Genomic DNA, 26,132 nt, shown 5'->3' on the forward strand with positions numbered 1-26,132 from the left:
GTTGGCCTCATGCGCGGATCCGCAGGCCCCGGGGGGTGGCGATGAACCCCGCTTCTTCCAGGAGGGCGCCGAACGGGGAGGTCAGCGCGGCGGTGCCGTTGATCCGCTCCACGGTGACCGTGCCGACGGAGCCACCGCGCGCGGCGGTCGCGAGCGCCTCGGTGGCCGCCCGCAGCCGGGCGTCGTCGGTGACGGGGGTGTCGTGATCGGCGGGCCAGGCCAGGAGGGTCTTGCCCCCGCGCTCCATGTAGAGGGCCAGATCCCCGTCGACGAGCACCACCAGGGAGCCCGCCTTGCGGCCCGGCTTGTGCCCCGCGCCGGTCGGGGGCTCGGGCCACGCGAGCGCCGCGCCGTACGCGTTGGCCGGGTCGGCGGCGGCCAGGACGACGGCGCGGGAGGCCGGGGCGGCGGGCCGGTCACGGTGACCGGGGTGACCGGGGACGCCGGGATGCCCAGGGTGGCCGGGGCGCGCGGGACCGCGGGAGCCGCGGGGGAATCCGTCGCCGTAGGGGCGGCCGGTACCGCGGGGGCCGTCGGCGCCTGGGGAAGCGGGGTCGCCATAGGCCTCGTAGGCCTCGTAGGCCTCGTAGCCCCCGTGGCCGACTGCCGGGGCCGGGGCGGCGAAGTCGGTGTCGAGGGCGGGGAAGAGGTCGCCGGGGCGCGGGGACGCGCCGTTGGACCAGTCGGGCTCTCCGGCGGCTTCCGGGGTCGTGCGGGGCCCGGCGCTGTCCTGGGGCGGGGAGCCGTCGGGGCGTCCGCCGCCGCGCTCGCGGGCGCTCGCGACCGCGCGGAGCCGGTCCACGGCGCCGTCCATCGCGAACTGGGCCGCGCCCAGCCCCTCCACCACGTAGCCGCGCCTGGCCTGGCCGCTCTCCTCGAAGACCGACAGCACGCGGTACGTCGCCGAGAAACCGCCCTCGACGCCCTCCGCCGCGACGGCACCCCGGGTCACCACACCGTGCCGGTCGAGCAGGGTGCGGGCCAGCGCGTGGGCCCGCACGGTGGGGTCGGCCTCCTGGGCGGGCAGCAGCGACCAGCGGCCCGCGACGGTCGGGGGGCCCGTACGGGAGGCGGGGCGGGCGGCGGCCGTGAGGGAGCCGTAGCGCCCGCGGGGGACTGCGCGTTTGGCGCGGTGCGCCGTGGAGCCCGCCGTGCGGCCCGAGCCGAGGTAGGAGCGCAGGGGAGCGAGCGTGTCGTTGGTCAGCAGGCCGGACCAGGCCAGGTCCCACAGGGCGTCGGCGAGCTGCGGGTCGGTCGCCTCCGGGTGGGTCGTCGCCCGGACCCGGTCGGCGATCTGCCGGAAGAAGAGGCCGTAGCCGCCGGAGAGGGCGTCCAGGACGGACTGGTGGAGGGCCGTCGTCTCCAGGGGGTGCGGTGGGGGCAGGAGGAGCGGGGCCGCGTCCGCGAGGTAGAGGGAGAGCCAGCCGTCCTTGCCGGGGAGCGAGCCCGCCCCGGCCCACACCACCTCGCCGGCGGCGGTCAGCTCGTCGAGCATCGCGGGGCTGTAGTCGGCCACCCGGGACGGAAGGACCAGCTTCTCCAGCGCGGAGGCCGGGACCGAGGCGCCTTGCAGTTGTTCGACCGCGCGCACCAGGCCGTCGATGCCGCGCAGGGTGTGGCCCTTGCCGATGTGCTGCCACTGGGGGAGGAACTGGGCCAGCGCGGGCGGCGGCACCGGCTCCAGTTCGTGCCGCAGCGCGGCCAGGGAGCGGCGGCGCAGGCGGCGCAGTACGGCCGCGTCGCACCACTCCTGGCCGATGCCGGCCGGATGGAACTCGCCTTGGACGACCCGGCCCGCCGCCGTCAGCCGTTGCAGCGCGCCGTCGGTGACGGCCACACCGAGACCGAAGCGGGTGGCGGCCGTGGCTGATGTGAACGGTCCGTGGGTGCGGGCGTAGCGTGCCAGGAGGTCGCCGAGCGGGTCCTTCACCGGCTCGGTGAACGCCTCGGGGACACCGACGGGGAGTGCCGTGCCGAGCGCGTCGCGCAGCCGGCCCGCGTCCTCGATCGCCGCCCAGTGGTCGGCACCCGCGATCCGGACCTTGAGGGCGCGGCGGGCGGCGGCCAGCTCCTGGGCCCACTGCGGTTCGGCGCCGCGCGCGGCCAGTTCGGTGTCCGTGAGCGGGCCGAGGACTCGGAGGAGGTCCGCGACACCCTCCACGTCCTTGATGCGGCGGTCTTCCGTCAGCCATTGCAGCTCTTGTTCCAGCTCGGTTAGCACCTCGGCGTCGAGCAGCTCGCGCAGTTCCGCCTGGCCGAGCAGCTCGGCCAGCAGCCGGGAGTCCAGGGAGAGCGCGGCGGCGCGGCGCTCGGCGAGCGGGGAGTCACCCTCGTAGAGGAACTGGGCCACGTAGCCGAACAGGAGGGAGCGGGCGAAGGGGGAGGGCTCCGGTGTCGTGACCTCGACCAGACGGACCTTGCGGGCTTCCACGTCACCCATCAGTTCGACGAGTCCGGGGACGTCGAACACGTCCTGGAGGCACTCGCGGACCGCCTCCAGCACGATCGGGAACGAGCCGAACTCGCTCGCCACCTCCAGGAGCTGGGACGCCCGCTGGCGCTGCTGCCACAGGGGGGTGCGCTTGCCGGGGTTGCGGCGTGGCAGCAGGAGCGCGCGGGCCGCGCACTCGCGGAACCGGGACGCGAACAGGGCCGAGCCGCCGACCTGGTCGGTGACGATCTGGTCGACCTCGCCCTTGTCGAAGAGGATGTCCGCGGCACCGACGGGGGCCTGGTCGGCGTCGTACTCGGTGCCCGCCTTGCGCGGTTCCTGGTCGAGCAGGTCCAGGCCCATCAGATCGGCGTCCGGCAGGCGCAGCACGATGCCGTCGTCGGCGTGCATGACCTGCGCGTCCATGCCGTACCGCTCGGACAGGCGGGCGCCGAGGGCCAGCGCCCAGGGGGCGTGGACCTGGGCACCGAAGGGGGAGTGGACCACGACCCGCCAGTCGCCCAGCTCGTCGCGGAAGCGTTCGACCACGATGGTGCGGTCGTCGGGGACGTGGCCGCAGGCCTCGCGCTGCTCGCCGAGGTAGGTGAGGACGTTGGCCGCGGCGCGGTCGTCCAGGCCGGCGGCGAGCAGGCGCAGCCGGGCGTCCTCCTCGGTGAGCGAGCCGACCTCGCGGAGGAAGGCGCCCAGGGCCCGGCCCAGCTCCAGCGGGCGGCCCAGCTGGTCGCCCTTCCAGAAGGGCAGTCTGCCCGGTACACCGGGGGCCGGGGAGACCAGCACCCGGTCGCGCGTGATGTCCTCGATGCGCCAGGAACTGGTGCCGAGCGTGAAGACGTCCCCCACCCGGGACTCGTACACCATCTCCTCGTCCAGCTCGCCGACCCGGCCGCCGCCCTTCTTCGGGTCGGCTCCGGCGAGGAACACGCCGAAGAGTCCGCGGTCGGGGATCGTGCCGCCCGAGGTGACGGCGAGGCGCTGGGCGCCGGGGCGGCCCGTGACGGTGCCGGCGACCCGGTCCCAGACCACGCGCGGGCGCAGCTCGGCGAAGGCGTCGGACGGGTAGCGGCCCGCGAGCATGTCCAGGACCGCGGTGAACGCCGACTCCGGCAGCGAGGCGAAGGGGGCGGCCCGGCGGACCGTGGCGAGCAGGTCGTCGACCTGCCAGGTGTCCAGGGCCGTCATCGCCACGAGCTGCTGGGCGAGGACGTCCAGCGGGTTCGCGGGGATCTTGAGGGACTCGATGGAGCCGGTGCGCATCCGCTCGGTGACCACGGCGGCCTGGACGAGGTCGCCGCGGTACTTCGGGAAGACCACGCCCGTGGAGACCGCGCCGACCTGGTGGCCGGCCCGGCCGACGCGCTGGAGGCCGGAGGCGACGGACGGGGGTGACTCGACCTGGATCACCAGGTCGACCGCGCCCATGTCGATGCCGAGCTCCAGACTGGAGGTGGCGACCACGGCGGGCAGCCGTCCGGCCTTGAGGTCCTCCTCGACCTGGGCGCGCTGCTCCTTGGAGACCGAGCCGTGGTGGGCGCGGGCGATCACGGGCGGGGCGCCCTGGGCGGCGCCCGAGCCGCCCATCAGCTCGGCGGGGGAGTGGTGCTCGTCCAGGGGGACGCCGGTGGCGCGTTCGTAGGCGATCTCGTTGAGTCTGTTGCACAGCCGTTCCGCCAGGCGGCGGGAGTTGGCGAAGACGATGGTGGAGCGGTGGGACTGGACGAGGTCCGTGATCCGCTCCTCGACGTGCGGCCAGATCGAGGGGCGTTCCGCGCCGTCGTTGCCGTCTTTGCCGTCGGAGACCGGGGAGCCGCCCAGCTCGCCCAGGTCGTCGACCGGGACGACGACGGAGAGGTCGAACTCCTTGCCGGACGGGGGCTGGACGACTTCGGCCTTGCGGCGCGGGGAGAGGAAGCGGGCGACCTCGTCGACCGGGCGGACCGTGGCGGAGAGGCCGATGCGGCGGGCGGGGCGGGGGAGCAGCTCGTCGAGGCGTTCCAGGGAGAGCGCGAGGTGGGCGCCGCGTTTGGTGCCGGCGACGGCGTGGACCTCGTCGAGGATCACCGTCTCGATGCCGGTCAGGGCGTCGCGGGTGGCCGACGTGAGCATCAGGAAGAGGGACTCGGGGGTGGTGATCAGGATGTCCGGGGGGCGGGTGGACAGCGCGCGGCGTTCGGCGGCCGGGGTGTCGCCGGAGCGGATGCCGACCTTGACCTCGGGTTCGGGCAGGCCCAGGCGGACGGATTCCTGGCGGATGCCGGTCAGCGGGCTGCGGAGGTTGCGTTCCACGTCGACGGCGAGGGCCTTGAGGGGGGAGACGTAGAGGACGCGGCAGCGTTTCTTGGGGTCGGCGGGCGGAGGTGTCGAGGCCAGCTGGTCCAGAGCGGCGAGGAAGGCGGCCAGGGTCTTGCCGGAGCCGGTGGGGGCGACGACCAGCACGTCCGAGTCCTCCGCGATGGCCTTCCACGCGCCTGCCTGGGCGGCTGTGGGCGCGGAGAATGCCCCCGTGAACCAACCGCGGGTCGCGGGGGAGAAGCCGTCCAGGGCTCGGTGTGCGGAGCTGACCATGCGTCCATCGTGCACCCGGGCACTGACAATCGGGCCGGATGCGAGTGCTGCCTGCGGTGCCTGTGCGGGTTCGGCGGGGGCGGGGGAGCGCCCGGGGGGTGGGGGCGTGGCCGCGGGCCGGCGCGTTCCCCGGGCGGGGAGAATGGGCGCATGGAAGACGGCGAGCGGGCGCGGCACTGGCGGTTCGCCGCGTTGCCCGGTGTCGATCTGCTGCGGGCCCGGTACATACGGCAGACGTTCGTGCGGCACACGCACGAGCACTTCGTGATCGCGGCCATCTACGGCGGGGTGGAGGTCTTCCACCACGGCGGGGGCGACGTGTACGCGGGGGCCGGCGATCTCGCGCTGGTCAATCCGGACACCCCGCACACCGGCCGGGCCGGGGTGCCGGAGGGGTGGCGGTACGGGGCCGTGTACCCGTCGCCGGAGGTGGTGGCGGCGATCGCCGGGGAGACCACCACGGTGCGGGGGACGCCCGGGTTCGTCCGGCCGGTGGTGAGTGATCCGTACACCGTGGAGCTGGTGCGGCGGGTGCTGCGGGCCGCCGACGAGGGGGAGGCGCTGGCCGCCGACACGCTGCTGCGGGTGGCCGTGACCCGGTTGCTGCGGCTGAACGGCGGGACGCTGCCCGGGCGGGAAGTACGGTCGGCGGGGGCGCGGGTCGCGGCACGCGCGCGTGGCGTGCTGGAGGAGCGGATGGCCGATCCGCCCGGTCTGGAGGCGCTGGCCGCGGGGCTGGGGACCGGGCCGTTCGCGTTGCTGCGGGCCTTCCGGGACGCCTACGGCATGCCGCCGCACACCTGGCTGACGGATGCCCGGGTACGTCGTGCGCGGCGGCTGCTGGACGCCGGGACGGCCCCGGCCGAGGTCGCGGCCTCGGTGGGGTTCACGGACCAGCCGCATCTGAACCGGCACTTCACGCGGATCGTGGGCGTTCCGCCAGGGGCCTATCAGCGTGAGCGCAAGAACGTACAAGACGCTCGGCGGTGACCGGTCCTACCGTCCGGGGCGTGGCAGCAGAACAGTCGGTGGTTCAAGAGAACGTGAGGAAGCCCGACGCGGCCGTCGTGCGGGACGCGCTGGGTGTCGGTGTCGCGGTGGGTCTGTCCGGGTTCGCCTTCGGGGTGACGTCGGCGGGTGGCGGGCTCAGCCTGGCGCAGACCTGCGCGCTCAGTCTTCTGGTGTTCACCGGGGCGTCCCAGTTCGCGCTCGTGGGGGCGCTCGCGGCCGGCGGGAACCCCTTCACGGCCGCGGCCGGGGCCTTCTTCCTGGGGGTGCGCAACGCCTTCTACGGGCTGCGGCTGTCGCAGTTGCTGGCCCTGCCGCGGGCGGTGCGGCCGTTCGCCGCGCAGTGGGTCATCGACGAGACGGCCGCGGTGGCGCTGGCCCAGCCGACGCGGCGGGCGGTGCGGATCGGGTTCACGGTCACGGGCCTCAGCCTCTACGTGCTGTGGAACCTCACCACGTTGCTGGGCGCCCTTGGCGCGGAGGCCATCGGGGACACCGATGCCTGGGGCCTCGACGCGGCCGGGCCCGCGGTGTTCCTGGCGCTGCTCGCGCCGATGCTGAAGACGTCGGTCGAGCGGGCGGTCGCCGGGCTCGCGGTGGTGCTGGGGCTCGGTCTGCTGCCGGTGCTGCCGGCCGGGACGCCGGTGCTGGTCGCGGCGCTGGCGGCGCCGGCCGTGCTGTGGGCGCGGGGGCGTCGCGGGCGGGAGGACGCGCGATGAGCGTCTGGATCGCGATCGGCCTGACCACGCTGGGGTGCTACGCGGTCAAGCTCGTCGGGCTGCTGGTGCCCGCGGAGGCCCTGGAACGGCCCGTGGTGCGCCGGCTGGCCGCTCTGCTCCCCGTCGCCCTGCTCGCCGCCCTCACGGCGCAGCAGACCTTCGCCGACGGACGGGTGCTCGTGCTGGACGCGCGGGCCGCCGGGGTCGCGGCGGCGGCCGTCGCGCTGATCCTGCGCGCGCCGTTCCTGCTGGTCGTCGGTGTGGCGGTGGCGGTGACCGCCGGGGTGCGGGCCCTGGGCGGGTGAGCGGGTCCGGGTCAGGTGACGGGGCGGCCGTGGGCCTGGAGGGTGCGCAGGGCGCTGATGGTCGCCCCGGGGCGGGCCTCCAGGGCGGCGGCCGGTGTCAGGCCGGGCCGGTGGACCGGCCAGCCGCCGTCGTCCTCCTGCGCGGACGCGAGGAAGTCCAGGGAACGCGCCATCTCGTCGTCGGTGAACCACGCGCGCGCGAGGGAGCGTGGAGTGCGGGCGTAGTCGTGCGGGAGGAGGCGGCCCTCGCCGGACGGGCGGCGGGAGTCCGGGTCCAGTGCCGCCAGGTGGTGCGCGCGCAGCAGGCGGCCCAGGCGGTCGGCGGTCGCCTCCGCGCGCGGGCGGTCGGGTACGGAGTCCAGGAAGGCCACCGCCGCCTGGATCTCGTAGGGGTCCCGGCCGCGCAGTGACTCGGCCCTGAGCCAGCAGAACTCCGTGGCCCGGAAGAGCCAGGCGTGCCACACCCCGCTGCGGTGCAGCAGGCCGACCACCGGTCCGGTGGCGGTCAGCGCGCCGGGGAGGGCGCCGTCCGGGGTGGAGACGGACGTCAGGTAGCGGCACGTGTGCTCGGTGTGCGGTCCGGTGCGGCGTCCGACGGCGTCCAGGACGCGCAACGCGTACACGGTGTGGGGCACTTGGCTGTCCGGACCGCGCAGCGCGGGTTCCAGCGCGTGGCCGTACCCGCCGTCCGGGTTGCGGTAGGCGTCGAGCGCCGTCTCCACCGGGGCCGTGCCGGCGGCCCGGAAGTGGTGCGCGAACAGGTGTCGTTCCAGCACGCGCGCGGTGAGCCACACGAACTGCTCGGCGCGGGCCAGCGGGGAGTGTGCCGTGGGAGTAGGGGGGAGTGGGACTGCGGTTTCGGCCATGCGACAGACCGTAGGGCGCACAGCGGTCCCGGCAGGTGCCGTGGGAAGGGTCCGCACCCGGGGGCGGGATACTGGGGGCATGCGGTTGACGGTCTTCTGGCAGCGGATGGCGGAACACTTCGGTTCGGGCTACGCCGACACCTTCGCGCGCGACCACGTGATGGCGGAGCTGGGCGGGCGCACGGTGAACGAGGCGCTGAACGCCGGCTGGGACGCCAAGGACGTGTGGCAGGTGGTCTGCGAGGTCATGGACGTGCCACAGGAGAAGCGCTGAATCGTCACGAAGATCGCCGGACGGCCCCCGGCTGTCGGTGGCATGGGCGAAACTGGGGCCGTGGCATCCACTGACGAGACCGGGCGGGAATCCCCGCACTCATCCCCGTCCGGCCCGACGCCGCCCGCCGGGCCCCCGGCCGGCCCCGCCGGACCGGCCGCCCGCATGCCGAGCTGGCTGCCCAGGGCCATGGTGCTGGCCCTGACGCTGTACGCCGTCTTCCAGCTGAGCAGTTGGGCCTTCCACCAGCTCACCGGACTGCTGATCAACATCCTCATCGCGTTCTTCCTGGCGTTGGCCATCGAGCCCGCGGTGAGCTGGATGGCCGCGCGCGGCCTGCGCCGGGGACTGGCCACCTTCCTCGTCTTCATCGCGGTACTGATCGCCGCGGCCGGGTTCGTCACCCTGCTCGGTTCCATGCTCGCCGGGCAGATCGTCAAGATGGTCGAGGACTTCCCCGAGTACCTCGACTCCGTCATCAACTGGATCAACGGCCACTTCCACACCGAGCTGAGACGGGTCGACATCCAGGAGGGCCTGCTCCGCTCCGACTGGCTGCGCAACTACGTGCAGAACAGCGCCACCGGGGTCCTGGACGTGTCCGCCCAGGTCCTCGGCGGCCTCTTCCAACTGCTGACGATCACCCTGTTCGCGTTCTACTTCGCCGCCGACGGCCCACGGCTGCGCCGCGCGCTCTGCTCCGTCCTGCCTCCCGCCCGGCAGGCCGAGGTGCTGCGCGCGTGGGAGATCGCCGTGGACAAGACCGGCGGTTATCTGTACTCGCGCGGTCTGATGGCGCTGATCTCCGGCCTGGCGCACTACGTCCTGCTGGAGGTCCTGGAGGTGCCCTACGCGCCCGCGCTCGCGGTGTGGGTGGGGCTGGTGTCGCAGTTCATCCCGACCATCGGCACCTACCTCGCGGGTGCCCTGCCGATGCTGATCGCCTTCACGGTCAATCCCTGGTACGCGCTGTGGGTGCTGGGCTTCGTGGTGATCTACCAGCAGTTCGAGAACTACGTGCTGCAGCCCAAGCTGACCTCGAAGACCGTCGACATCCATCCCGCGGTCGCCTTCGGCTCGGTCGTCGCGGGCACCGCGCTCCTCGGCGCCGTCGGCGCCCTGATCGCCATTCCGGCGGTCGCCACGCTCCAGGCGTTCGTGGGGGCGTACATCAAGCGGTACGACGTCACGGACGACCCCCGTGTCCACGGGCGCCGGAGCCGGGGACCGGGGCCGGGAGCGGTCACGCGCGCGCGACGGCTGTGGGCCAGGTGGTCGGCGGCGGGGCGGTCCGGGAAGGGGTCTTCCTGAGCGGTCGGAGGGGCCCGGAGGGCTGCGGCGCAGCCGTCGTGTGCCTGGCCGTCGCCCTCTCGAAAGGCCGGGCGATTCCGGGTGTGAGACTCGGTCCATGTTCGTCCAGCTCTTTGCCGCCATGGGTGTGCTCGCCGTCCTGACCATGGTTCCCGGCCCTGACATGGCGGTGGTGACGAAACGATCCCTCGCGGCCGGCCGGTCGGACGGCCTGCGCACGGTCGGAGGCATCACGGCGGGGCTGCTCATATGGGGCGCGCTCACCCGCGGCGGGGCTGACCGCGGTCCTGGCGGCGTCCGGCACGGCCTACACCGTCGGCAAGCTGCTGGTGCGGTGTACCGGTGAGCCCGGGGCGGCCGGGGTCCCGGCACCGGCACCGGACGGCAACCCGTGGCGTACGGGACTCGCCGGCAACGTCCTGATCCGAAGATCGCCGTCCTGATCGGATTCGGGATCAAGGTCGCCGCCTCCCGGTCCTGAACCCGGGTACCCGCGGTGTGCGTCCCGCTGGGGCGGCAGCCCCTGGCAGGGGTGCGGGGTGCGCTTGACACAAAAATCGAACATGCATTCTCATGAGAGCGTCGGCGGGCACCCGCGGTGGGTGGTTCGTCTGGCTATGGACGGATATGCACCCGAGTTATCCACAGGTCGGACCTGCGTCGGGGCGCATTGTCAGTGGCAGGCGTTAGCGTCTTTGACGTGAAGCGATCGACTCAAGCAAATCGGGTGGAACCCATGGCAGGAACCGACCGCGAGAAGGCGCTGGACGCCGCTCTCGCACAGATTGAACGGCAATTCGGCAAGGGTGCGGTCATGCGCATGGGCGACCGCACCCAGGAGCCCATCGAGGTCATCCCGACCGGGTCGACCGCGCTCGACGTGGCCCTCGGCGTCGGCGGACTCCCGCGCGGCCGCGTCGTGGAGATCTACGGCCCCGAGTCCTCCGGCAAGACGACCCTGACCCTGCACGCGGTGGCGAACGCGCAGAAGGCCGGCGGCCAGGTCGCCTTCGTGGACGCGGAGCACGCCCTCGACCCCGAGTACGCCAAGAAGCTCGGCGTCGACATCGACAACCTGATCCTCTCCCAGCCGGACAACGGGGAGCAGGCCCTGGAGATCGTGGACATGCTGGTCCGCTCCGGTGCCCTCGACCTCATCGTCATCGACTCCGTCGCCGCGCTCGTCCCGCGTGCGGAGATCGAGGGCGAGATGGGCGACAGCCACGTCGGTCTGCAGGCCCGCCTGATGAGCCAGGCGCTGCGGAAGATCACCAGTGCGCTCAACCAGTCCAAGACCACGGCGATCTTCATCAACCAGCTCCGCGAGAAGATCGGCGTGATGTTCGGCTCCCCGGAGACCACGACGGGTGGCCGCGCGCTGAAGTTCTACGCCTCGGTGCGCATCGACATCCGGCGCATCGAGACGCTGAAGGACGGCACGGAGGCGGTCGGCAACCGCACCCGCTGCAAGGTCGTCAAGAACAAGGTCGCGCCCCCCTTCAAGCAGGCCGAGTTCGACATCCTGTACGGCCAGGGCATCAGCCGCGAGGGCGGCCTGATCGACATGGGCGTGGAGAACGGCTTCGTGCGCAAGGCCGGCGCCTGGTACACGTACGAGGGCGACCAGCTCGGGCAGGGCAAGGAGAACGCCCGTAACTTCCTGAAGGACAACCCCGACCTCGCCAACGAGATCGAGAAGAAGATCAAGGAGAAGCTGGGCGTGGGGGTGCGTCCCGAGGCCCCGGCCGCCGAGCCGGACAAGGACGCCGTGGCCCCCGCCGTTCCGGCCGCGGCCACGCCGGTGACGGCGCCCGCCGCCAAGGCCACCAAGTCCAAGGCCGCGGCTGCCAAGAGCTGACCCGTGACGCGACGAACCGACTGGGCCGAGTACGACGCCTACCCGGCCACCCCGGCGCGTCGGCGCGGCCGCTCGTTTCCGTACGGTGACCCGTCCCCGTACGACGAACCGCCCCCGTACGGCGCCGAGGAGCCGTACGGGGAGTCCAAGTCCGGCGGGGGCCCCGGGCTCGACGGTGGTCACGCACAGGGCGGGCCGTACGGGGAAGGAGTGGAGGGCGGCGGGAGCCACGGCGGCGGTTCAGGCGGAGCCGGCGGTGGGGCGCGTCGGGGCGGTGGCCGCGCACGGGCCCGGGGTACGGGCGGTTCCCGGGGGCGCCGTGCGCGCGACCGTGGTGACGGGCCCGCAGAGGACGGAGGCGCCCCTTCCTCGTCGAGGGCCGAGAAGGGGGAGCCTCCGCGGGACCCGGTCGAGCAGGCACGGGCGATCTGCCTGCGCCTGCTCACCGGGACCCCGCGCACGCGCAAGCAACTCGCCGACGCCCTGCGCAAGAAGGAGATCCCGGAGGACGCTGCGGAGGAGGTGCTGTCCCGGTTCGAGGAGGTCGGCCTGATCAACGACAGTGCCTTCGCGGACGCCTGGGTGGAGTCCCGGCACCACGGCCGGGGGCTGGCCCGGCGCGCGCTCGCCCGTGAGCTGCGGACCAAGGGCGTCGACTCCGCCCTCATCGACGAGGCGGTCTCCCAGCTCGACTCCGAGCAGGAGGAGGAGACCGCGCGGGAACTGGTCGCGCGGAAGCTGCGCTCCACCCGCGGGCTCGACCGGGACAAGCGGCTGCGCCGGCTCGCGGGCATGCTGGCCCGCAAGGGCTACTCCGAGGGCATGGCCCTGAGGGTGGTCCGCCAGGCGCTGGAGGAGGAGGGCGAGGACGCAGAGGTCCTCGGGGACTGGGACGGGGACGCGGACACGACGTCGTTCTGACCGGGGTGGGCCGCAGGCACTTTCGACGCACGATGACCTGGTGGGCCGACCTCGACGCCGAAGGCCGGCCGGCGACGTCCGGGTGGTCGCCGGCCGACCCCGCCTGCGCGACGCCGGAGTCGAGGGCCGGGATGCTGCGGCCGTGACCCGGACACCGCTGATCACCAGGGGCCCGGCGGGCACGGCACCGTTCTAGGGTGAGTCCGGCGCCGGAACCGGTGGGTGCAGCACGGGCAGCCCCGCCGCCCGCCAGGCCTGAAAGCCACCGGTCAGATCGGTGGCCCGGCGCAGCCCCAGGCGGTGCAGGGACTCCGCGGCCAGGCTGGAGGCGTACCCCTCGTCGCAGAGGACGACGATCCGCAGGTCGTGACCAGTGGCCTCGGGGACGCGGTGGCTGCCCCGGGGGTCCAGCCGCCACTCCAGTTCGTTGCGTTCGATGACCAGGGCGCCGGGGATCAGGCCGTCCCGCTCGCGCAGTGCGGCGTACCGGATGTCGACCAGGAGCGCCTCGCCCGCCTCGGCGGCCCGGTGCGCCTCGCGTGGCCCGATACGCTCGTAGCCCTGACGCACCTGCTCCAGCAGAGTGTCGATCCCGACCGGTCCGTTGGCCCCGGCCGGTCCGTCGGTCCCCACCAAGCCCTCGTCCTCCACCGGCCCGCCGTTCCCGGCCGGTCCGTCATCCTCCACCGGCCGCCCCTCGATCCCCTCGCGTCCGTCCAGGCCGCTCACTGCCAGTCCTCCGGGCGTTCGACGTGCTCCAGACGGAGGACGGGGCCGGTGCGGCTGTAGCGGCGCATCAGCGGCAGCGGCGGGTAGTAGGCGTGGACCGAGACGGCGTGCCGGTCCGGGGAGTCGTTGAGCACCTCGTGCACATGGTGCCGGCCGAAGGCACGCCCCTGCCCCGCCGACAGTCGGCGTTCCCGGTCCACGCCGTCGGCCAGTTCCAGGGTGCGCCAGGCGTGGGTGGGCAGCCGGGCGGCGAGCGCGTTCTCCTTGAGCTCGCCGGCCGCGGTCACGAACGCGCCCACCGAGTCGGCATGGTCGTGCCAGCCGGTGCCGGTGCCGGGCGGCCAGCCGATCAGCCACGCCTCGCTGCCGGCCGGCCCCTCCAGCCGTACCCAGGTACGGCCCTCGGGGTCCAGCGGGAGCGAGGCGATGAGCGCGGTGTCGGCGGCGGCGCGCCGTGCGAAGGCGAGGAGATCCGCCTGGGTGGGCGCCGCGACACGGGCGGGCGAAGGGCCGGCGGAGGAGGAAGAAGAGGGGGAAGACGGGAGGGAAGGGAACGAGACAGACACGGTTACCGTCCGGGGAGTTCGCGGGAGCGCGCGGCGGCGTGCGAAACGGCGCGCGCGGGAGAAGGAAGGCGAATTCAGCAGGACGGACGACACACACAGCCCGCGTAGCGGACGAGGTCCATGTGGACCCTCCGCCACAGGCGCACGTCGGTGTCGGTCATGGTCCGGAGTACACCACGACCGCGCGGACCGGTCAACTCACCGTCACCACGCGGACGGTGCGGTGACGGTGAGTGGTGTCTCAGCCGGAGGCCGCCGACGCCTGGGCCGCGGACGCCGAGGCCGATGCCGAGGCCGCAGGCCGTGCCGCCCCGCCCAGCGCCGCCTCGGCCGCCGTGTACAGGTCGGCCGGGCGGACCCCGTTCAACGCCGTGACCAGGTGACCGTCGGGCCGCACCAGCAGCACGGTGTGGGCGCCGGCGCCCGGGTAGCTCTCGGCGACCAGCAGCTCGGCGCGGCCCGGCAGCGCGGTCACCGCCGCCGCCAGCCGGGGCATGATGCCGGCGGTCACCCAGTGCCGGCGCTCCCACACACCGGTACCCGGCGCGACCAGCACCACCAGCAGCGCCCCGCGCCCCAGCCGGTCCCGCAGCCGGACGAAGGTGCCGTCCTCCGCGGTCACCCGTACGTCGCTGACCTGCTCGCCCGGTGCCGTACCGACCGCGATCTCTCCGTCGAGGAGCGGAGGCGTGAGCGGCGAATCGGTGTACGCCCCCGGCGCACCGAGCGTTCCGCGCCCCAAGTGACCGTCCGTGAGCAACGCGTCGTGCCCCCGGGACGAGCCGGGGACGTACCCGCGCAGTCCGCCGCCGCCGCGCAGCAGGGGCAGGGCCTGGTCGGCGGCGCGCAGCCGGGCGGCGACCGCCGTGCGCCGCTCCGCCTGGTAGCTGTCGAGGAGCGCCTCGTGCGGCCCGTGGTGCCAGGCCAGCGCCAGTTTCCAGGCCAGGTTGTCGGCGTCCCGAAGCCCTTCGTCGAGCCCCTGGGTGCCGAGCGCGCCGAGCAGGTGTGCCGCGTCCCCGGCGAGCAGCACGCGGCCGGCCCGCCAGCGGCGGGCCAGACGATGGTGGACGATGTGGACGCCGGTGTCGAGGAGTTCGTACGCCGGCGCGGTCCCGCCGTGCCAGCCGGCGAGGGTCTCCCGGACGCGGGTGACCAGCAGTTCCGGCGTGACCAGGTCCTTGCCCGGCGGCAGCAGCCAGTCCAGGCGCCACACCCCGTCGGGCAGGGGGCGGCCGGTGATCTCGCCGGCCGACGGGCCCGACGTACGCCACGGCGGCGACCGGTGGAGCAACGCTTCTTCACCCCACGGCAGCTCGGTGCGCAGGGCGGCGACGGCGTGCCGTTCCACCGCGGTGCGGCCGGGGAAGCGGATGTCCTGGAGTTTGCGCACCGTGGAGCGGGGGCCGTCGCAGCCGACCAGGTAACTGCCGCGCCACCAGGTGCCCTTGGGGCCGCGGGTGTGGGCGGTGACCCCGGAGGGCTCCTGCTCCACGGCGTCCACGCGGCTGTCCACGGCGATCTTCACGTGGGACTCGCGGGCCAGGGCCGTGCGCAGCGCGCCGGTCAGCAGGTGCTGGGCGATGTGCAGCGGGGCCGGATCGGTGTCGTCGAAGGTGATCTCGCGCGTCACCTGCCTGCGCCGCATCGACCGCCATCCGGCCCAACGGAATCCGGCCCGGCCGAGCGGCGCGCCCGTGAGCCGTTCCAGGAGGGCGACGGTGTCCTCGGGCAGGACGACGGTGCGCGCGGGGCGGGGTTCGTCCTTGCCCGGTCCCTCGTCGAGGACGACGCAGGGCACCTCTTGCCGGGCCAGGGCCAGGGCGAGCGTGAGCCCGACGGGCCCCGCTCCGACGACGATCACCGGGTCCACGGCGCGGCGCCCCCTGCCCGCTGCGGTGTCCGCGGGGACACAGGTGAACAGGACATTGGAGCAGGGTGCACGATCACAGAACGTATGCAACCCATTGCCGGTGTCCCCGTCAAGCGACGGAGGCAGTGGCGATCATGCCACTGCCTCCGTATCGGCCATGCCGATGGTCGTACCGATACTCGCACTGACGGCCGTACTGACGGTCGTACCGGCCGTACTGACGACCGTGCAGACCGCACTGACGGTCGTATCGGCCGTACTGGCGGTCGCACTGTCGGCCGTGCCGGTCGTACTGACGGTCGCGCCGCCGTACTGGTGGTCCGGCGAGGTGACCGGCCGTCAGACCGTCGTGGCCCCGGCGTTCGCCTGGTCGTCGGTCGCCTTGAGGACCGCGCCGGTCGACTTCTTGCCCTGCCGCAGCCGGCGCTCCAGCCAGCTCGCGAAGCTGGTCAGGGCGAAGTTGATCGCGATGTAGATCACGGCCACCACCGTGAAGCTTGCGATGGTGTTGGCGCCGTAGTAGCCGCTCATCGTGTTGGCCGAGGACAGCAGCTCGGGGAAGGTGAGGACGGCGCCGCCGAGGGCGGTGTCCTTCACGATCACGACGAGCTGGCTGACGATGGCCGGCAGCATCGCGGTGACCGCCTGCGGCAGCAGGATCAGCCGCATCAGCTGGCCCTTGCGCAGACCGATCGCCATGGCCGCCTCGGACTGCCCCTTGGGCAGGGTGAGGATGCCCGCCCGGACGATCTCGGCGAGGACCGAGGCGTTGTACAGCACCAGACCCGTGACGACCGCGTACAGCGGACGGTCGTCCGAGCTGACGTCGGTGTACTCGGCGAACAGCGCCAGACCGAAGATCATCAGGACCAGGACGGGGATGGAGCGGAAGAACTCCACCACGATCCCGGCGGGGATCCGCACCCAGGCGTGGTCCGACAGCCGGGCGATGCCGAACACGGCGCCGAGCGGCAGCGCTATCACCACCGCGAGGGCGGCGGCCTTGAGAGTGTTCTCCAGGCCCGGCCAGATGTACGTCGACCAGGCCTCGGTGCCGGTGAAGAACATCTCCCACTTCGCCCACTCCAGCTGGCCCTTGTCCTGGAGAGTGGTGATGACCCACCAGAGCAGGGCGGCGAGGGCGACCACGAAGACCGCGGTGAGGACGACGTTGCGCCGCTTGGCCCGGGGGCCCTGGGCGTCGTAGAGAACGGAGCTCATCGCTTCACCGCCACCTTCTTGCCCACCCAGCCCAGGATCAGGCCGGTCGGCAGCGTCAGAATCACGAAACCGAGGGCGATGACCGCGGAGATCAGCAGCAGCTGGGCCTCGTTCTCGATCATCTCCTTCATCAGCAGCGCCGCCTCGGCGACGCCGATCGCGGCGGCCACCGTGGTGTTCTTGGTGAGTGCGATCAGCACGTTCGCCAGCGGCGTCACCGAGGAACGGAACGCCTGGGGGAGCACCACCAGGCTCAGCACCTGACTGAAGCTGAGGCCGATGGCCCGCGCCGCCTCGGCCTGGCCGACCGGCACCGTGTTGATGCCGGAGCGCAGCGCCTCACAGACGAACGCCGACGTGTAGAGGATCAGGCCGAGGACGGCGAGCCGGAAGTTGAGCGACTCGAAGTTGCCTTCGGCACCGAGGTAGACGCCCAGGGTCTGGCTCAGGCCGAGGGACGAGAACAGGATGATGACGGTGAGCGGAATGTTCCGCACGATGTTGACGTACGCGGTCCCGAAACCGCGCATCAGCGGGACCGGGCTGACGCGCATGGCGGCCAGCAGAGTGCCCCAGATCAGGGAGCCGACGGCCGACAGCAGGGTGAGCTGCACCGTCGTCCAGAAGGCTCCCAGCAGGTCGTAGTCTTCCAAGAAGTCGAACACGATCTCCCGCGCTTCCGCGTGTAGGGGTGCCCGGACAGGGCGCGCCGGCCCCCACCCGGGACGGCGCACCCTGTGTCAGGCGCGGCCTCAGCTCTTGATGTCGCCGATCTTCGGAGCGGGCTCGTTCTTGTAGTTCGCGGGACCGAAGTTGTCCTTCACGGCCTTGTCCCAGGCACCGTCGGAGACCATGTCCTCAAGAGCGGTGTTGATCTTGTCCTTGAGGTCGCTGCCCTTCTTGACGCCGATGCCGTAGTTCTCGTTGGTCATCTTGAAGCCGCCGAGCTTGAACTTGCCCTTGAACTGCGACTGGGCGGCGTAACCGGCGAGGATCGAGTCGTCCGTGGTCAGCGCGTCGATGGCGCCGTTCTGCAGACCGGTCAGACAGGCGGAGTAGGTGGGGTACGGCTGCAGCTGGGCCTTGGGGGCCAGCTTGTCCTTGATGTTCTGCGCGGAGGTCGAGCCGGTGACCGAGCAGAGCTTCTTGCTGTTCAGGTCCTCCTGCGACTTGATGGAGTCGTCGTCGGCACGGACCAGCACGTCCTGGTGCGCGAGCAGGTACGGACCGGCGAAGTCGACCTTCGCGGCGCGCTCGTCGGTGATCGAGTAGGTCGCGGCGATGAAGTCGACGTCACCGCGCTGCAGCATGGTCTCGCGGTCGGCGCTCTTCGACTCCTTCCACTCGATCTGGTCCTCGCTGTAGCCGAGCTTCTTGGCGACGTACGTCGCGACGTCCACGTCGAAGCCCTCGTAGCCGTCCGGCGTCTTCTGGCCGAGGCCCGGCTGGTCGAACTTGATGCCGATGGTGATCTTCTTGCCGCCCCCGGAGGAGCCGCTGTCGTCGCCGTCGTCGGAACCGCAGGCGGTGGCGGACAGAGCGAGGGCGAGCACGGTGGCCGAGGCGGCGGTGACCTTGAGGAGCTTCATGGTGAACATCCTTTGACTGTGTTCAGACGAGCAGATGAGGGCCGTCGAGCGCGGGTGACGTGGACCGGTGACGCGGGGATGCCGGGTGCGTCAGTGGTGCAGGATCTTCGACAGGAAGTCCTTGGCGCGGTCGCTGCGCGGGTTGCTGAAGAACTGGTCCGGCGTGGCCTCTTCGACGATCCGGCCGTCCGCCATGAAGACCACACGGTTGGCCGCCGACCGGGCGAAGCCCATCTCGTGCGTGACCACGATCATCGTCATGCCGTCCCGGGCGAGCTGCTGCATGACCTCGAGGACCTCGTTGATCATCTCCGGGTCGAGCGCCGAGGTCGGCTCGTCGAAGAGCATGACCTTCGGGTCCATGGCCAGCGCCCGGGCGATCGCGACGCGCTGCTGCTGGCCGCCGGAGAGCTGGGCCGGGTACTTCTCCGCCTGGGCGCCCACCCCGACCCGGTCGAGCAGGGCGCGCGCCTTCTCCTCGGCCTTCGCCTTGTCGATCTTGCGGACCTTGACCTGGCCCAGGACGACGTTGTCGAGCACCGTCTTGTGCGCGAAGAGGTTGAAGGACTGGAAGACCATGCCGACGTCGGCCCGCAGCCGCGCCAGCTCCCGGCCCTCCTGGGGCAGCGGCTTGCCGTCGATCGTGATGGCTCCGGAGTCGATCGTCTCCAGGCGGTTGATGGTGCGGCACAGGGTGGACTTACCGGACCCGGAGGGCCCGATCACCACGACGACCTCGCCGCGGGCGATCGTCAGATCGATGTCCTGGAGCACGTGCAACGCGCCGAAGTGCTTGTTGACATCCTTCAGTACGACCAGGTCGCCGGTCTCGGCCACATCCTGCTTGGCCACCGATACTTCGGTCATCGCTCTGAGGCTCCGTCCTCCTCGGTTTTGGAGGACAGTAGTGACGCCGCACGACCTGCGTCATTACATCTGAGGGGAATCTGAGCATCACGATCCGATAGCAATCGGACACGTGTCGTAGCACTTGTCGGCAGGGCGCATATCGGCCGGATAACTTCGGGGTCTCCGCAACCGGAACCCCCTTGACGCCGTCCCTGTCCATCAGCGTGACTGCACGGGTACGCGCGCGTGCCGACGCGTCCGTGATCGTTGTACTCGTGCCGAGCGTACGGCGGGTGAACCGAAGGGGGACCGGATGAGACTGCTGCTCGTCGAGGACGACAACCACGTCGCCGCCGCCCTGTCCGCGATCCTGGCCCGGCACGGCTTCGACGTCACCCACGCGCGCAACGGCGAGGAGGCACTGCGCGCACTGGTCCCCGAGAGCGACGGCTTCGGCGTCGTCCTGCTCGACCTGGGCCTGCCCGACCAGGACGGGTACGAGGTCTGCGGCAAGATCCGCAAGCGCACCGCCACCCCGGTGATCATGGTGACCGCCCGTTCCGACGTCCGCTCCCGCATCCACGGCCTCAACCTGGGCGCCGACGACTACGTGGTCAAGCCGTACGACACCGGGGAACTGCTGGCCCGTATCCACGCCGTCAGCCGGCGCACCGCCCACGAGGACGCGCCGGGCACGGAGCACGAGGTGCGCCTCGGGGCCGTGCACATCGAGCTGGCCACGCGGCAGGTGCGGGTGGACGGTACGGTCGTGCAGCTCACCCGCAAGGAGTTCGACCTGCTCGCCCTGCTTGCCCAGCGCCCCGGGGTGGTCTTCCGCCGGGAACAGATCATCAGCGAGGTGTGGCGCACCAGCTGGGAGGGGACCGGGCGCACCCTGGAGGTGCACGTCGCCTCCCTGCGCTCCAAGCTGCGCAGGCCGGCGCTGATCGAGACCGTACGCGGCGTCGGCTACCGCCTCGTCGCCCCCACCGCGTAGCGGGTCCGGGTGCGCGCTCGTCTGCTCCCGCTGCTGATCGTCCTGATGGCGGCCGTGCTGCTCGCGTTCGGCGTGCCGCTGGCCGTCAGCGTGGCCCGGGCCGAGCAGCAGGAGACGGTCGTCGACCGCATCGACGACACGGCCCGGTTCGCGGCGCTGGCCCAGTTCGTGGGCGACGCGCCCTCCGGGTCGCGGACCACGCCCACCGAGCGCCTGGAGACCCTGCAGAGCGAGCTGATCAGCTACTACGAGGTCTACGACATCCGGGCGGCCGTCTTCTACACCAATCACATCCCCATGGCCAACGCCCCGACGACCTGGTTCCTCCCCCAGCAGGGCGAGGCGCGGGACGCCTTCGACGAGGCGCTGCTCAGCCGTCGCAGCCACGACCCCGAGCAGGTGTGGCCGTGGGAGGACGGCCGGCTGGTGGTCGCCTCACCGGTCATCCGGGACGGCGACGTCGTCGCGGTCGTGGTCACCGACTCGCCCACCGGACCGATGCGGTCGCGGACCCTGGACGGCTGGCTGGTCATCGCCGCCGGCGAGATCGCCGCGATGTTACTGGCCGTCGGCGCCGCCCTCCGGCTCACCGGCTGGGTGCTGCGTCCCGTACGCGTCCTGGACGCCACCACCCACGACATCGCCACCGGCCGTCTCAAGTCCCGGGTCGCCCCCTCCGGGGGACCTCCGGAACTGCGTCGCCTGGCCCGGTCGTTCAACGAGATGGCGGACAACGTCGAGGACGTGCTGGAGCAGCAGCGCGCCTTCGTCGCCGACGCCTCCCACCAGCTGCGCAACCCGCTGGCCGCGCTGCTGCTCCGCATCGAGCTGCTCGCCTTCGAACTGCCCGAGGGCAACGAGGAGATCGCCTCCGTGCAGACCGAGGGCAAGCGCCTGGCCCAGGTACTGGACGACCTGCTCGACCTGGCGCTGGCCGAGCACGCCGCGCCCGACCTGAAGGTGACCGACGTCGGCGCGCTGGCCTCCGAGCGGGTCGCGGCCTGGTCGCCGACTGCCGCCGCCAAGGGCGTGGTACTGGCCGGCGACTGCCCGCCGACCACCGCCTGGGCGGACCCCGTGGCGCTCTCCAGCGCGCTGGACGCGGTGATCGACAACGCGGTGAAGTTCACGCCCGGGGGCGAGACCGTCCAGGTCACGGTCGCCTCCGACGGCACCGCCGCGACCGTCGTCGTCGCCGACCGCGGCCCCGGTCTGACCGACGAGGAACTCGCCCGCGTCGGCGACCGTTTCTGGCGCAGCGGCCGGCACCAGAACATCAAGGGCTCCGGTCTCGGCCTGTCCATCTGCCACGCCCTGCTCGCCGCGGGCGGCGGCACGATGAGCTACGGCCACCACCATCCGCACGGGCTGGAGGTGACGGTGTCGGTGCCTAGGCACCAGCCGTGACGGCCGGGGCTCGGCCGTGACGTTCGGGGCTCGGCCGTGACGGTCCAGGCTCGGCCCTGACGGTCAGGGCTTGACGGAGGCGTAGTAGCGCCGGGCGCCCTCGTGGAGCTGGAGGGGGTCGGTGTAGATCGCCGTACGCAGGTCGACCAGCTGGGCGGAGTGGACGTGCGCGCCGATGCCGTCCCGGCTCTCGATCACCGTCCGGGTCAGCCACTCGGTGATCCGGGGATCGGCGTCGTCCCGGGTGATCAGTACGTTGGCCACCGCCATGGTTGCCACCGGGTAGCCGGTCTGGACCATTGGGTAGGCCGACTCCGGCACGTTGGTGGCCCGGTAGTACCGGGTGGGACCGGGCTGGTCGTGCAGTTCGGCGACGATCTCCTCCTCGATCGGAACGAACCGGAACGACGGCTTCTTGGCGATCCTCTGCAGTCCGTCGGTGGGCAGCCCGCCCGACCAGAAGAACGCGTCCAGCCCCTTCCCCAGCCGCTCCGGCCCCGTGTCGATGCCGTCGGCAGCCGGAGTGATGTCCGTCTCCGGGTCGATACCCGCGGCCTTCAGCACCCGGGTGGCGATCAGCCGCACGCCCGAGTCCGGCAGCCCGATGGCGACCCGCTTGCCGCGCAGGTCGGCGACGGACTGGACCGTCGAATCGGCCGGCACGACGAGCTGTACGTAGTCGTCGTACAGCCGCGCCACACCGCGCAGCCGGTCCGCGCCGGGGCGGTCGTCGAACGCGTACGTCTCCACCGCGTCGGCCGCGGCGATCGCGTAGTCGGCCTTGCCGGTCGCCACGCGCGCGACGTTCTCCTGCGACCCCGCGCTGGTGAGCAGCCGCACCTTCAGTCCCGGCATGTCCTCGCGCAGCTCGGTGCGGAGCAGTTCGCCGTACTCGTGGTAGACACCCGCGCGCGTGCCGGTGCTGAACGTGACCGTGCCCCTCGGCGGCTTCTCGCCCAGCGGCAGCAGCCACCACAGCAGCAGACCGAGCGCGACGACGGCCGCCGCCGCGCCCTGGAGGACACGGCGTGCGCCGACACGGGAGAACAGGGTGGGCATGGCCGCGATCCTGCCAGCCCGCATGCGCGCTGACCAGGGCGGGCGGGAGCGGAGCCGACTGTCACAGGCGGTCGTTACAGTCGGGCGCATGAGTACGTCCCCTGACCACCGCACGAGTCCCTCCGCCACCGGTCGCCCGAGCGGGGCCCCCGCCGGTCGCGCCGGCGGGTCCCCCGCCGACCTGGTCCGTGCCTTCCACCACGCCTGCGGGCTGGACGTCCGCGACACCCCGTCGCGGGTGGCGCCGGCCCTGGCCGCCCACCGCGGCGAACTGCTCGCCGAGGAGGCCGCCGAGGTCGCCGAGGTCTCCGTCGAGGGCCCGCTCGACCGGCTCGCGCACGAACTGGCCGACGTGGTCTACGTCGCCTACGGCACGGCACTGGTCCACGGCATCGACCTGGACGCGGTGATCGCCGAGATCCACCGCTCCAACATGACCAAGCTGGGTCCCGACGGCCAGGTCAGCCGCAGGGCCGACGGCAAGGTCCTCAAGGGCGAGCACTACGAGGCCCCGGACGTGGCGGGGGTGCTGCGCCGGCAGGGGTGGACGCCCGACGGCGAGGAGTGAAGGGCGCGGAGACCGGGCGGCCCCGGCCTCAGTCGGCCACAGACTGAGGCCGGGCGGCCCGCCTCAGTCGGCCACCGACGCCTCCGCGTCCGCCGTCCGCCGCACCTGCTCGGGCACGTCCGGAAGGCGGCCGGCCTTGCCCCGGTCGTCGCGGCGCCGGGCCAGCCGGGTTGCGATGGACTCCGTGTACCGGGCGGTGAGCGGGCCGAGGATGACCAGGATCAGCACGTACGCCGTCGCCAGCGGGCCGAGGGACGGTTCGATGCCGGCCGACACCGCCAGCCCGGCGATGACGATCGAGAACTCGCCGCGGGCGACCAGCGCGCCGCCCGCCCGCCAGCGTCCCTTGACCGAGATCCCGGCCCGCCGCGCCGCCCAGTACCCCGTGGCGATCTTCGTCAGCGCGGTGAGGACGGCCAGTGCCAGGGCGGGCAGCAGCACCGGCGGGATGCTCGCCGGGTCGGTGTGCAGTCCGAAGAAGACGAAGAACACGGCGGCGAACAGGTCCCGCAGCGGGCTCAGCAGCGTGTGCGCGCCCTCCGCGACCTCGCCGGACAGGGCGATGCCCACCAGGAACGCCCCGACCGCCGCCGACACCTGGAGCTGCTGGGCCACGCCCGCGACCAGGATCGTCAGCCCCAGCACGACCAGCAGCAGCTTCTCCGGGTCGTCGCTGGAGACGAACCGGGAGATCAGCCGGCCGTAGCGGACCGCCACGAACAGCACGATCCCGGCCGCGCCCAGCGCGATCGCCAGCGTGACGCTGCCCGTCATCAGCCCGGCACCGGCCACCAGCGCCGTGACGATCGGCAGGTACACCGCCATCGCCAGGTCCTCCAGGACCAGCACACTGAGGATCACCGGGGTCTCCCGGTTGCCGACCCGGCCGAGATCGCCGAGCACCTTGGCGATGACACCGGACGACGAGATCCAGGTGACACCGGCCAGCACCACGGCGGCCACCGGGCCCCAGCCCATCAGCAACGCCGCGACGGCACCGGGCAGGGCGTTGAACGCGCAGTCCACCAGCCCCGCCGGATAGTGGGACTTCAGATTGGTGACCAGGTCACCGGCGGTGTATTCCAGGCCCAGCATCAGCAGCAGCAGGATGACGCCGATCTCGGCGCCGGTCGCGACGAACTCCTCGCTCGCGCCGAGCGGCAGCAGCCCGCCCTCGCCGAAGGCCAGCCCGGCGAGCAGGTAGAGCGGTATGGGGGAGAGACCGAAGCGCCCGGCGAACCGGCCGAGCAGGCCGAGGCCGAGGATGATGGAACCGAACTCGATCAGCAGTACCGCGGAAGAGTGCACCGGATCACTCCCGCCCGAGTATCGCGGCGGCGGCGTCGACGCCCTCGCGGGTGCCGATGACGATCACGATGTCGCCGCCGATCAGGCGGAAGTCCGGCGCCGGGGAGGGGATCGCCTCGGCGTGCCGCAGCACGGCCACGACCGACGCGCCCGTCTCGGTCCGCATCCTGGTGTCGCCCAGCACGCGCCCGTTCCAGTGGGAGGTCGCCGACACCTCGATCCGCTCGGCGACCAGCCCGAGCGAGGAGGTGTGCAGCAGGCTCGCGCTCTGGTGCGACGGCTTCAGCGCGTCGATCAGCGCGCCCGCCTCCGAGCCGGTCAGCTTCAGGGACTGGGCGCAGGAGTCGGGGTCGTCGGCCCGGTACACGTTGACCGTGCGGGCGCCGTCACGGTGGGCCACCACCGACAACTGACGGTGTTCCCGGGTGACCAGGTCGTACTGGACCCCGATGCCCGGCAGCGGCGTCGCCCTCAGGCGTGGAGCGGACACGTGTCTTCCCCTCGTTCGTTCTCGTGCTGTGCTGCGCCCGGGGCACATGGGTGTCCGGTGGCGCGCCGCCATGCTGTCATCCGCGCGTACGGTGGCGATATGGGTGTCGTGACGGATATACGCAACCGGCCGGGGGTCAGGAGACTGCTCCCGGCGGTGCCGCGCGCACGATCCGCCAGATCCGCGAGATCCGGAAGGAGCGGGAAGAAGACCGTGTCGCTGTTCTGGCGCATCTTCTCGCTCAACGCCACCGGCCTGGTCCTGGCCACCGCGCTGCTGCTGGGGCCGGTGACCGTCTCCACCCCCGTGCTGCCGCACGAGGCGCTGATCCTGCTCGGCGGCCTCGCCGCGCTGCTGATCGGCAACGCGGTCGTCCTGCGGCTCGGGCTCACCCCGCTGCGACGGCTGGGCCGCGCCATGTCCACCGCCGACCTGCTGCGCCCCGGAACCCGCCCGGAGGTCTCCGGCCCCGCCGAGGCCGCCGTGCTGATCGCGACGTACAACACCATGCTCGACCGCCTCCAGGCGGAGCGCGCCGCCGGGGCCGCGCACGCGCTGCACGCCCAGGAACGCGAGCGCCACCGCATCGCCCGGGAACTGCACGACGAGGTCGGCCAGACCCTCACCGCCGTCCTGCTCCAGCTCAAACGGGTCGCCGACCGGGTGCCCGACGGGCTGCGCGACGAGGTGACCCAGACCCAGGAGGCGACCCGGGCCGGACTGGACGAGATCCGCCGCATCGCCCGCCGGCTGCGCCCCGGCGTCCTGGAGGAACTGGGCCTGGCCAGCGCCCTGCGCTCACTCGCCGCCGAGTTCACCCACCACGGGCTCACCGTCCGCCACCAGGTCCCCGGCGACCTGCCCCCGCTCACCCCGGAGGCGGAACTCGTGCTCTACCGGGTCGCCCAGGAGGGCCTGACCAACACCGCCCGGCACTCCGCCGCCGACCGCGCCGAACTCACCCTGCGCCGGCTCCCCGACGCCGTCGAACTCCTGATCCGCGACAACGGCACCGGCATCGGCGGCGCCCCCGAGGGCGCCGGCATCAGCGGCATGCGGGAACGCGCCCTGCTGGTGGGAGCCGACCTGGCCGTGGTACCCGGCCCGGGCAGGGGCACGGACGTACGCCTGCGCATACCCACCGGGCCCACCGGAACCGACCCCCACGCGCGCGTACCCACCGCTCCCGCCGACACCGGCCAC

The 26,132-nt window shown here is 72.6% G+C and carries 24 protein-coding genes and 1 pseudogene; 12 read left to right on the top strand and 13 right to left on the bottom strand.

What is annotated here, in order from left to right; genetic code table 11:
• Positions 1-7: 7 nt before the first annotated feature.
• Entirely contained in the window at positions 8-5,014 is a 5,007-nt protein-coding gene (locus tag ACIQR3_RS23650; protein ID WP_403542055.1) for an ATP-dependent helicase, read from the bottom strand.
• A 150-nt stretch (positions 5,015-5,164) separates the two neighbouring features.
• On the opposite strand from ACIQR3_RS23650, the gene ACIQR3_RS23655 reads away from it, so the two are divergent.
• From ACIQR3_RS23655 to ACIQR3_RS23665, 3 genes are read left to right on the top strand one after another with little or no spacing between them, the layout of a single operon-like run.
• Positions 5,165-6,004, top strand: a complete 840-nt coding sequence (locus ACIQR3_RS23655) for an AraC family transcriptional regulator (protein WP_403542057.1) — start codon at positions 5,165-5,167, stop codon at positions 6,002-6,004.
• A gap of 20 nt (positions 6,005-6,024) precedes the next feature.
• Positions 6,025-6,741 (top strand): AzlC family ABC transporter permease, encoded by a 717-nt coding sequence (locus ACIQR3_RS23660; RefSeq protein ID WP_403542060.1) that lies wholly within the window; start codon positions 6,025-6,027, stop codon positions 6,739-6,741.
• Complete coding sequence (locus tag ACIQR3_RS23665) at positions 6,738-7,046, top strand: AzlD domain-containing protein (protein ID WP_403542062.1); 309 nt, start codon at positions 6,738-6,740, stop codon at positions 7,044-7,046. Before ACIQR3_RS23660 ends, ACIQR3_RS23665 begins: the two co-directional genes overlap by 4 nt.
• Before the next feature lie 11 nt (positions 7,047-7,057).
• On the opposite strand, the gene ACIQR3_RS23670 is transcribed toward ACIQR3_RS23665, so the two are convergent.
• On the bottom strand, positions 7,058-7,912 hold the full coding sequence (locus tag ACIQR3_RS23670; protein ID WP_403542065.1) for a hypothetical protein: 855 nt from the start codon (positions 7,910-7,912) through the stop codon (positions 7,058-7,060).
• A 79-nt stretch (positions 7,913-7,991) separates the two neighbouring features.
• Between ACIQR3_RS23670 and ACIQR3_RS23675 the strand changes: the two genes are divergently transcribed.
• From ACIQR3_RS23675 to recX, 5 genes and pseudogenes are all read left to right on the top strand, one after another.
• Positions 7,992-8,186 (top strand): DUF3046 domain-containing protein, encoded by a 195-nt coding sequence (locus ACIQR3_RS23675; protein ID WP_403542068.1) that lies wholly within the window; start codon positions 7,992-7,994, stop codon positions 8,184-8,186.
• A gap of 60 nt (positions 8,187-8,246) precedes the next feature.
• The gene (locus tag ACIQR3_RS23680; protein WP_403542071.1) at positions 8,247-9,497 is read left to right on the top strand and encodes an AI-2E family transporter; all 1,251 of its coding nucleotides are present in this window, start codon (positions 8,247-8,249) and stop codon (positions 9,495-9,497) included.
• A gap of 97 nt (positions 9,498-9,594) precedes the next feature.
• Positions 9,595-9,811 (top strand): annotated as a pseudogene (locus tag ACIQR3_RS23685) (LysE family transporter); the annotation flags it as partial.
• A gap of 422 nt (positions 9,812-10,233) precedes the next feature.
• The gene (recA, locus tag ACIQR3_RS23690; protein WP_403542074.1) at positions 10,234-11,355 is read left to right on the top strand and encodes a recombinase RecA; all 1,122 of its coding nucleotides are present in this window, start codon (positions 10,234-10,236) and stop codon (positions 11,353-11,355) included.
• A gap of 3 nt (positions 11,356-11,358) precedes the next feature.
• A complete protein-coding gene (gene recX / locus ACIQR3_RS23695) occupies positions 11,359-12,276 on the top strand; it encodes a recombination regulator RecX (RefSeq protein WP_403542077.1) in 918 nt (305 codons plus the stop codon).
• Between the two features lie 192 nt (positions 12,277-12,468).
• On the opposite strand, the gene ACIQR3_RS23700 is transcribed toward recX, so the two are convergent.
• From ACIQR3_RS23700 to ACIQR3_RS23735, 8 genes are all read right to left on the bottom strand, one after another.
• Positions 12,469-12,912 (bottom strand): rhodanese-like domain-containing protein, encoded by a 444-nt coding sequence (locus ACIQR3_RS23700; RefSeq protein ID WP_403542438.1) that lies wholly within the window; start codon positions 12,910-12,912, stop codon positions 12,469-12,471.
• Between the two features lie 89 nt (positions 12,913-13,001).
• Entirely contained in the window at positions 13,002-13,571 is a 570-nt protein-coding gene (locus ACIQR3_RS23705) for a cysteine dioxygenase (protein ID WP_403542080.1), read from the bottom strand.
• Positions 13,572-13,645: 74 nt separating this feature from the next.
• Entirely contained in the window at positions 13,646-13,732 is an 87-nt protein-coding gene (locus tag ACIQR3_RS23710; RefSeq protein WP_311605579.1) for a putative leader peptide, read from the bottom strand.
• Positions 13,733-13,812: 80 nt separating this feature from the next.
• A complete protein-coding gene (locus tag ACIQR3_RS23715; RefSeq protein ID WP_403542082.1) occupies positions 13,813-15,441 on the bottom strand; it encodes an FAD-dependent monooxygenase in 1,629 nt (542 codons plus the stop codon).
• Positions 15,442-15,780: 339 nt separating this feature from the next.
• Complete coding sequence (locus ACIQR3_RS23720) at positions 15,781-16,662, bottom strand: amino acid ABC transporter permease (RefSeq protein ID WP_403542085.1); 882 nt, start codon at positions 16,660-16,662, stop codon at positions 15,781-15,783.
• On the bottom strand, positions 16,659-17,327 hold the full coding sequence (locus tag ACIQR3_RS23725; protein WP_403542088.1) for an amino acid ABC transporter permease: 669 nt from the start codon (positions 17,325-17,327) through the stop codon (positions 16,659-16,661). The genes ACIQR3_RS23720 and ACIQR3_RS23725 overlap by 4 nt, the downstream gene beginning before the upstream one ends.
• Before the next feature lie 87 nt (positions 17,328-17,414).
• Complete coding sequence (locus tag ACIQR3_RS23730) at positions 17,415-18,251, bottom strand: glutamate ABC transporter substrate-binding protein (RefSeq protein ID WP_403542441.1); 837 nt, start codon at positions 18,249-18,251, stop codon at positions 17,415-17,417.
• A 90-nt stretch (positions 18,252-18,341) separates the two neighbouring features.
• On the bottom strand, positions 18,342-19,118 hold the full coding sequence (locus tag ACIQR3_RS23735) for an amino acid ABC transporter ATP-binding protein (RefSeq protein ID WP_403542091.1): 777 nt from the start codon (positions 19,116-19,118) through the stop codon (positions 18,342-18,344).
• 295 nt (positions 19,119-19,413) lie between these two features.
• On the opposite strand from ACIQR3_RS23735, the gene ACIQR3_RS23740 reads away from it, so the two are divergent.
• On the top strand, positions 19,414-20,097 hold the full coding sequence (locus tag ACIQR3_RS23740) for a response regulator transcription factor (RefSeq protein ID WP_215172499.1): 684 nt from the start codon (positions 19,414-19,416) through the stop codon (positions 20,095-20,097).
• Between the two features lie 9 nt (positions 20,098-20,106).
• Entirely contained in the window at positions 20,107-21,504 is a 1,398-nt protein-coding gene (locus ACIQR3_RS23745) for an ATP-binding protein (RefSeq protein ID WP_403542094.1), read from the top strand.
• Positions 21,505-21,567: 63 nt separating this feature from the next.
• Here ACIQR3_RS23745 and ACIQR3_RS23750 read toward each other — a convergent pair whose 3' ends face one another.
• Positions 21,568-22,563, bottom strand: a complete 996-nt coding sequence (locus ACIQR3_RS23750; protein ID WP_403542096.1) for a TAXI family TRAP transporter solute-binding subunit — start codon at positions 22,561-22,563, stop codon at positions 21,568-21,570.
• An 88-nt stretch (positions 22,564-22,651) separates the two neighbouring features.
• Here ACIQR3_RS23750 and ACIQR3_RS23755 point away from each other — a divergent pair, with 88 nt between their 5' ends.
• Positions 22,652-23,131 carry a MazG nucleotide pyrophosphohydrolase domain-containing protein gene (locus ACIQR3_RS23755; RefSeq protein WP_403542098.1) on the top strand — a complete coding sequence of 160 codons (480 nt, stop codon included), beginning with the start codon at positions 22,652-22,654 and terminating at the stop codon, positions 23,129-23,131.
• A gap of 63 nt (positions 23,132-23,194) precedes the next feature.
• Here ACIQR3_RS23755 and ACIQR3_RS23760 read toward each other — a convergent pair whose 3' ends face one another.
• A complete protein-coding gene (locus tag ACIQR3_RS23760) occupies positions 23,195-24,439 on the bottom strand; it encodes a cation:proton antiporter (protein ID WP_403542101.1) in 1,245 nt (414 codons plus the stop codon).
• Positions 24,440-24,443: 4 nt separating this feature from the next.
• Positions 24,444-24,929 (bottom strand): cation:proton antiporter regulatory subunit, encoded by a 486-nt coding sequence (locus tag ACIQR3_RS23765; protein ID WP_403542103.1) that lies wholly within the window; start codon positions 24,927-24,929, stop codon positions 24,444-24,446.
• A gap of 213 nt (positions 24,930-25,142) precedes the next feature.
• Here ACIQR3_RS23765 and ACIQR3_RS23770 point away from each other — a divergent pair.
• The coding region (locus tag ACIQR3_RS23770) for a HAMP domain-containing sensor histidine kinase (protein WP_403542105.1) at positions 25,143-26,132 on the top strand (990 nt) is incomplete at its 3' end.

Origin of the sequence: Streptomyces sp. NPDC090994 (assembly GCF_044768905.1) — a bacterium.
Lineage (GTDB): Bacteria > Actinomycetota > Actinomycetes > Streptomycetales > Streptomycetaceae > Streptomyces.

Bases quoted from the DNA above. Each gene is read 5' to 3' on its own strand.
- ACIQR3_RS23650 (WP_403542055.1), bottom strand. From the start codon at position 5,014: ATGGTCAGCTCCGCACACCGAGCCCTGGACGGCTTCTCCCCCGCGACC.
- ACIQR3_RS23655 (WP_403542057.1), top strand. From the start codon at position 5,165: ATGGAAGACGGCGAGCGGGCGCGGCACTGGCGGTTCGCCGCGTTGCCC.
- ACIQR3_RS23665 (WP_403542062.1), top strand. From the start codon at position 6,738: ATGAGCGTCTGGATCGCGATCGGCCTGACCACGCTGGGGTGCTACGCG.
- ACIQR3_RS23670 (WP_403542065.1), bottom strand. From the start codon at position 7,912: ATGGCCGAAACCGCAGTCCCACTCCCCCCTACTCCCACGGCACACTCC.
- ACIQR3_RS23675 (WP_403542068.1), top strand. From the start codon at position 7,992: ATGCGGTTGACGGTCTTCTGGCAGCGGATGGCGGAACACTTCGGTTCG.
- recA (WP_403542074.1), top strand. From the start codon at position 10,234: ATGGCAGGAACCGACCGCGAGAAGGCGCTGGACGCCGCTCTCGCACAG.
- ACIQR3_RS23710 (WP_311605579.1), bottom strand. From the start codon at position 13,732: ATGACCGACACCGACGTGCGCCTGTGGCGGAGGGTCCACATGGACCTC.
- ACIQR3_RS23720 (WP_403542085.1), bottom strand. From the start codon at position 16,662: ATGAGCTCCGTTCTCTACGACGCCCAGGGCCCCCGGGCCAAGCGGCGC.
- ACIQR3_RS23730 (WP_403542441.1), bottom strand. From the start codon at position 18,251: ATGAAGCTCCTCAAGGTCACCGCCGCCTCGGCCACCGTGCTCGCCCTC.
- ACIQR3_RS23735 (WP_403542091.1), bottom strand. From the start codon at position 19,118: ATGACCGAAGTATCGGTGGCCAAGCAGGATGTGGCCGAGACCGGCGAC.
- ACIQR3_RS23740 (WP_215172499.1), top strand. From the start codon at position 19,414: ATGAGACTGCTGCTCGTCGAGGACGACAACCACGTCGCCGCCGCCCTG.
- ACIQR3_RS23750 (WP_403542096.1), bottom strand. From the start codon at position 22,563: ATGCCCACCCTGTTCTCCCGTGTCGGCGCACGCCGTGTCCTCCAGGGC.
- ACIQR3_RS23755 (WP_403542098.1), top strand. From the start codon at position 22,652: ATGAGTACGTCCCCTGACCACCGCACGAGTCCCTCCGCCACCGGTCGC.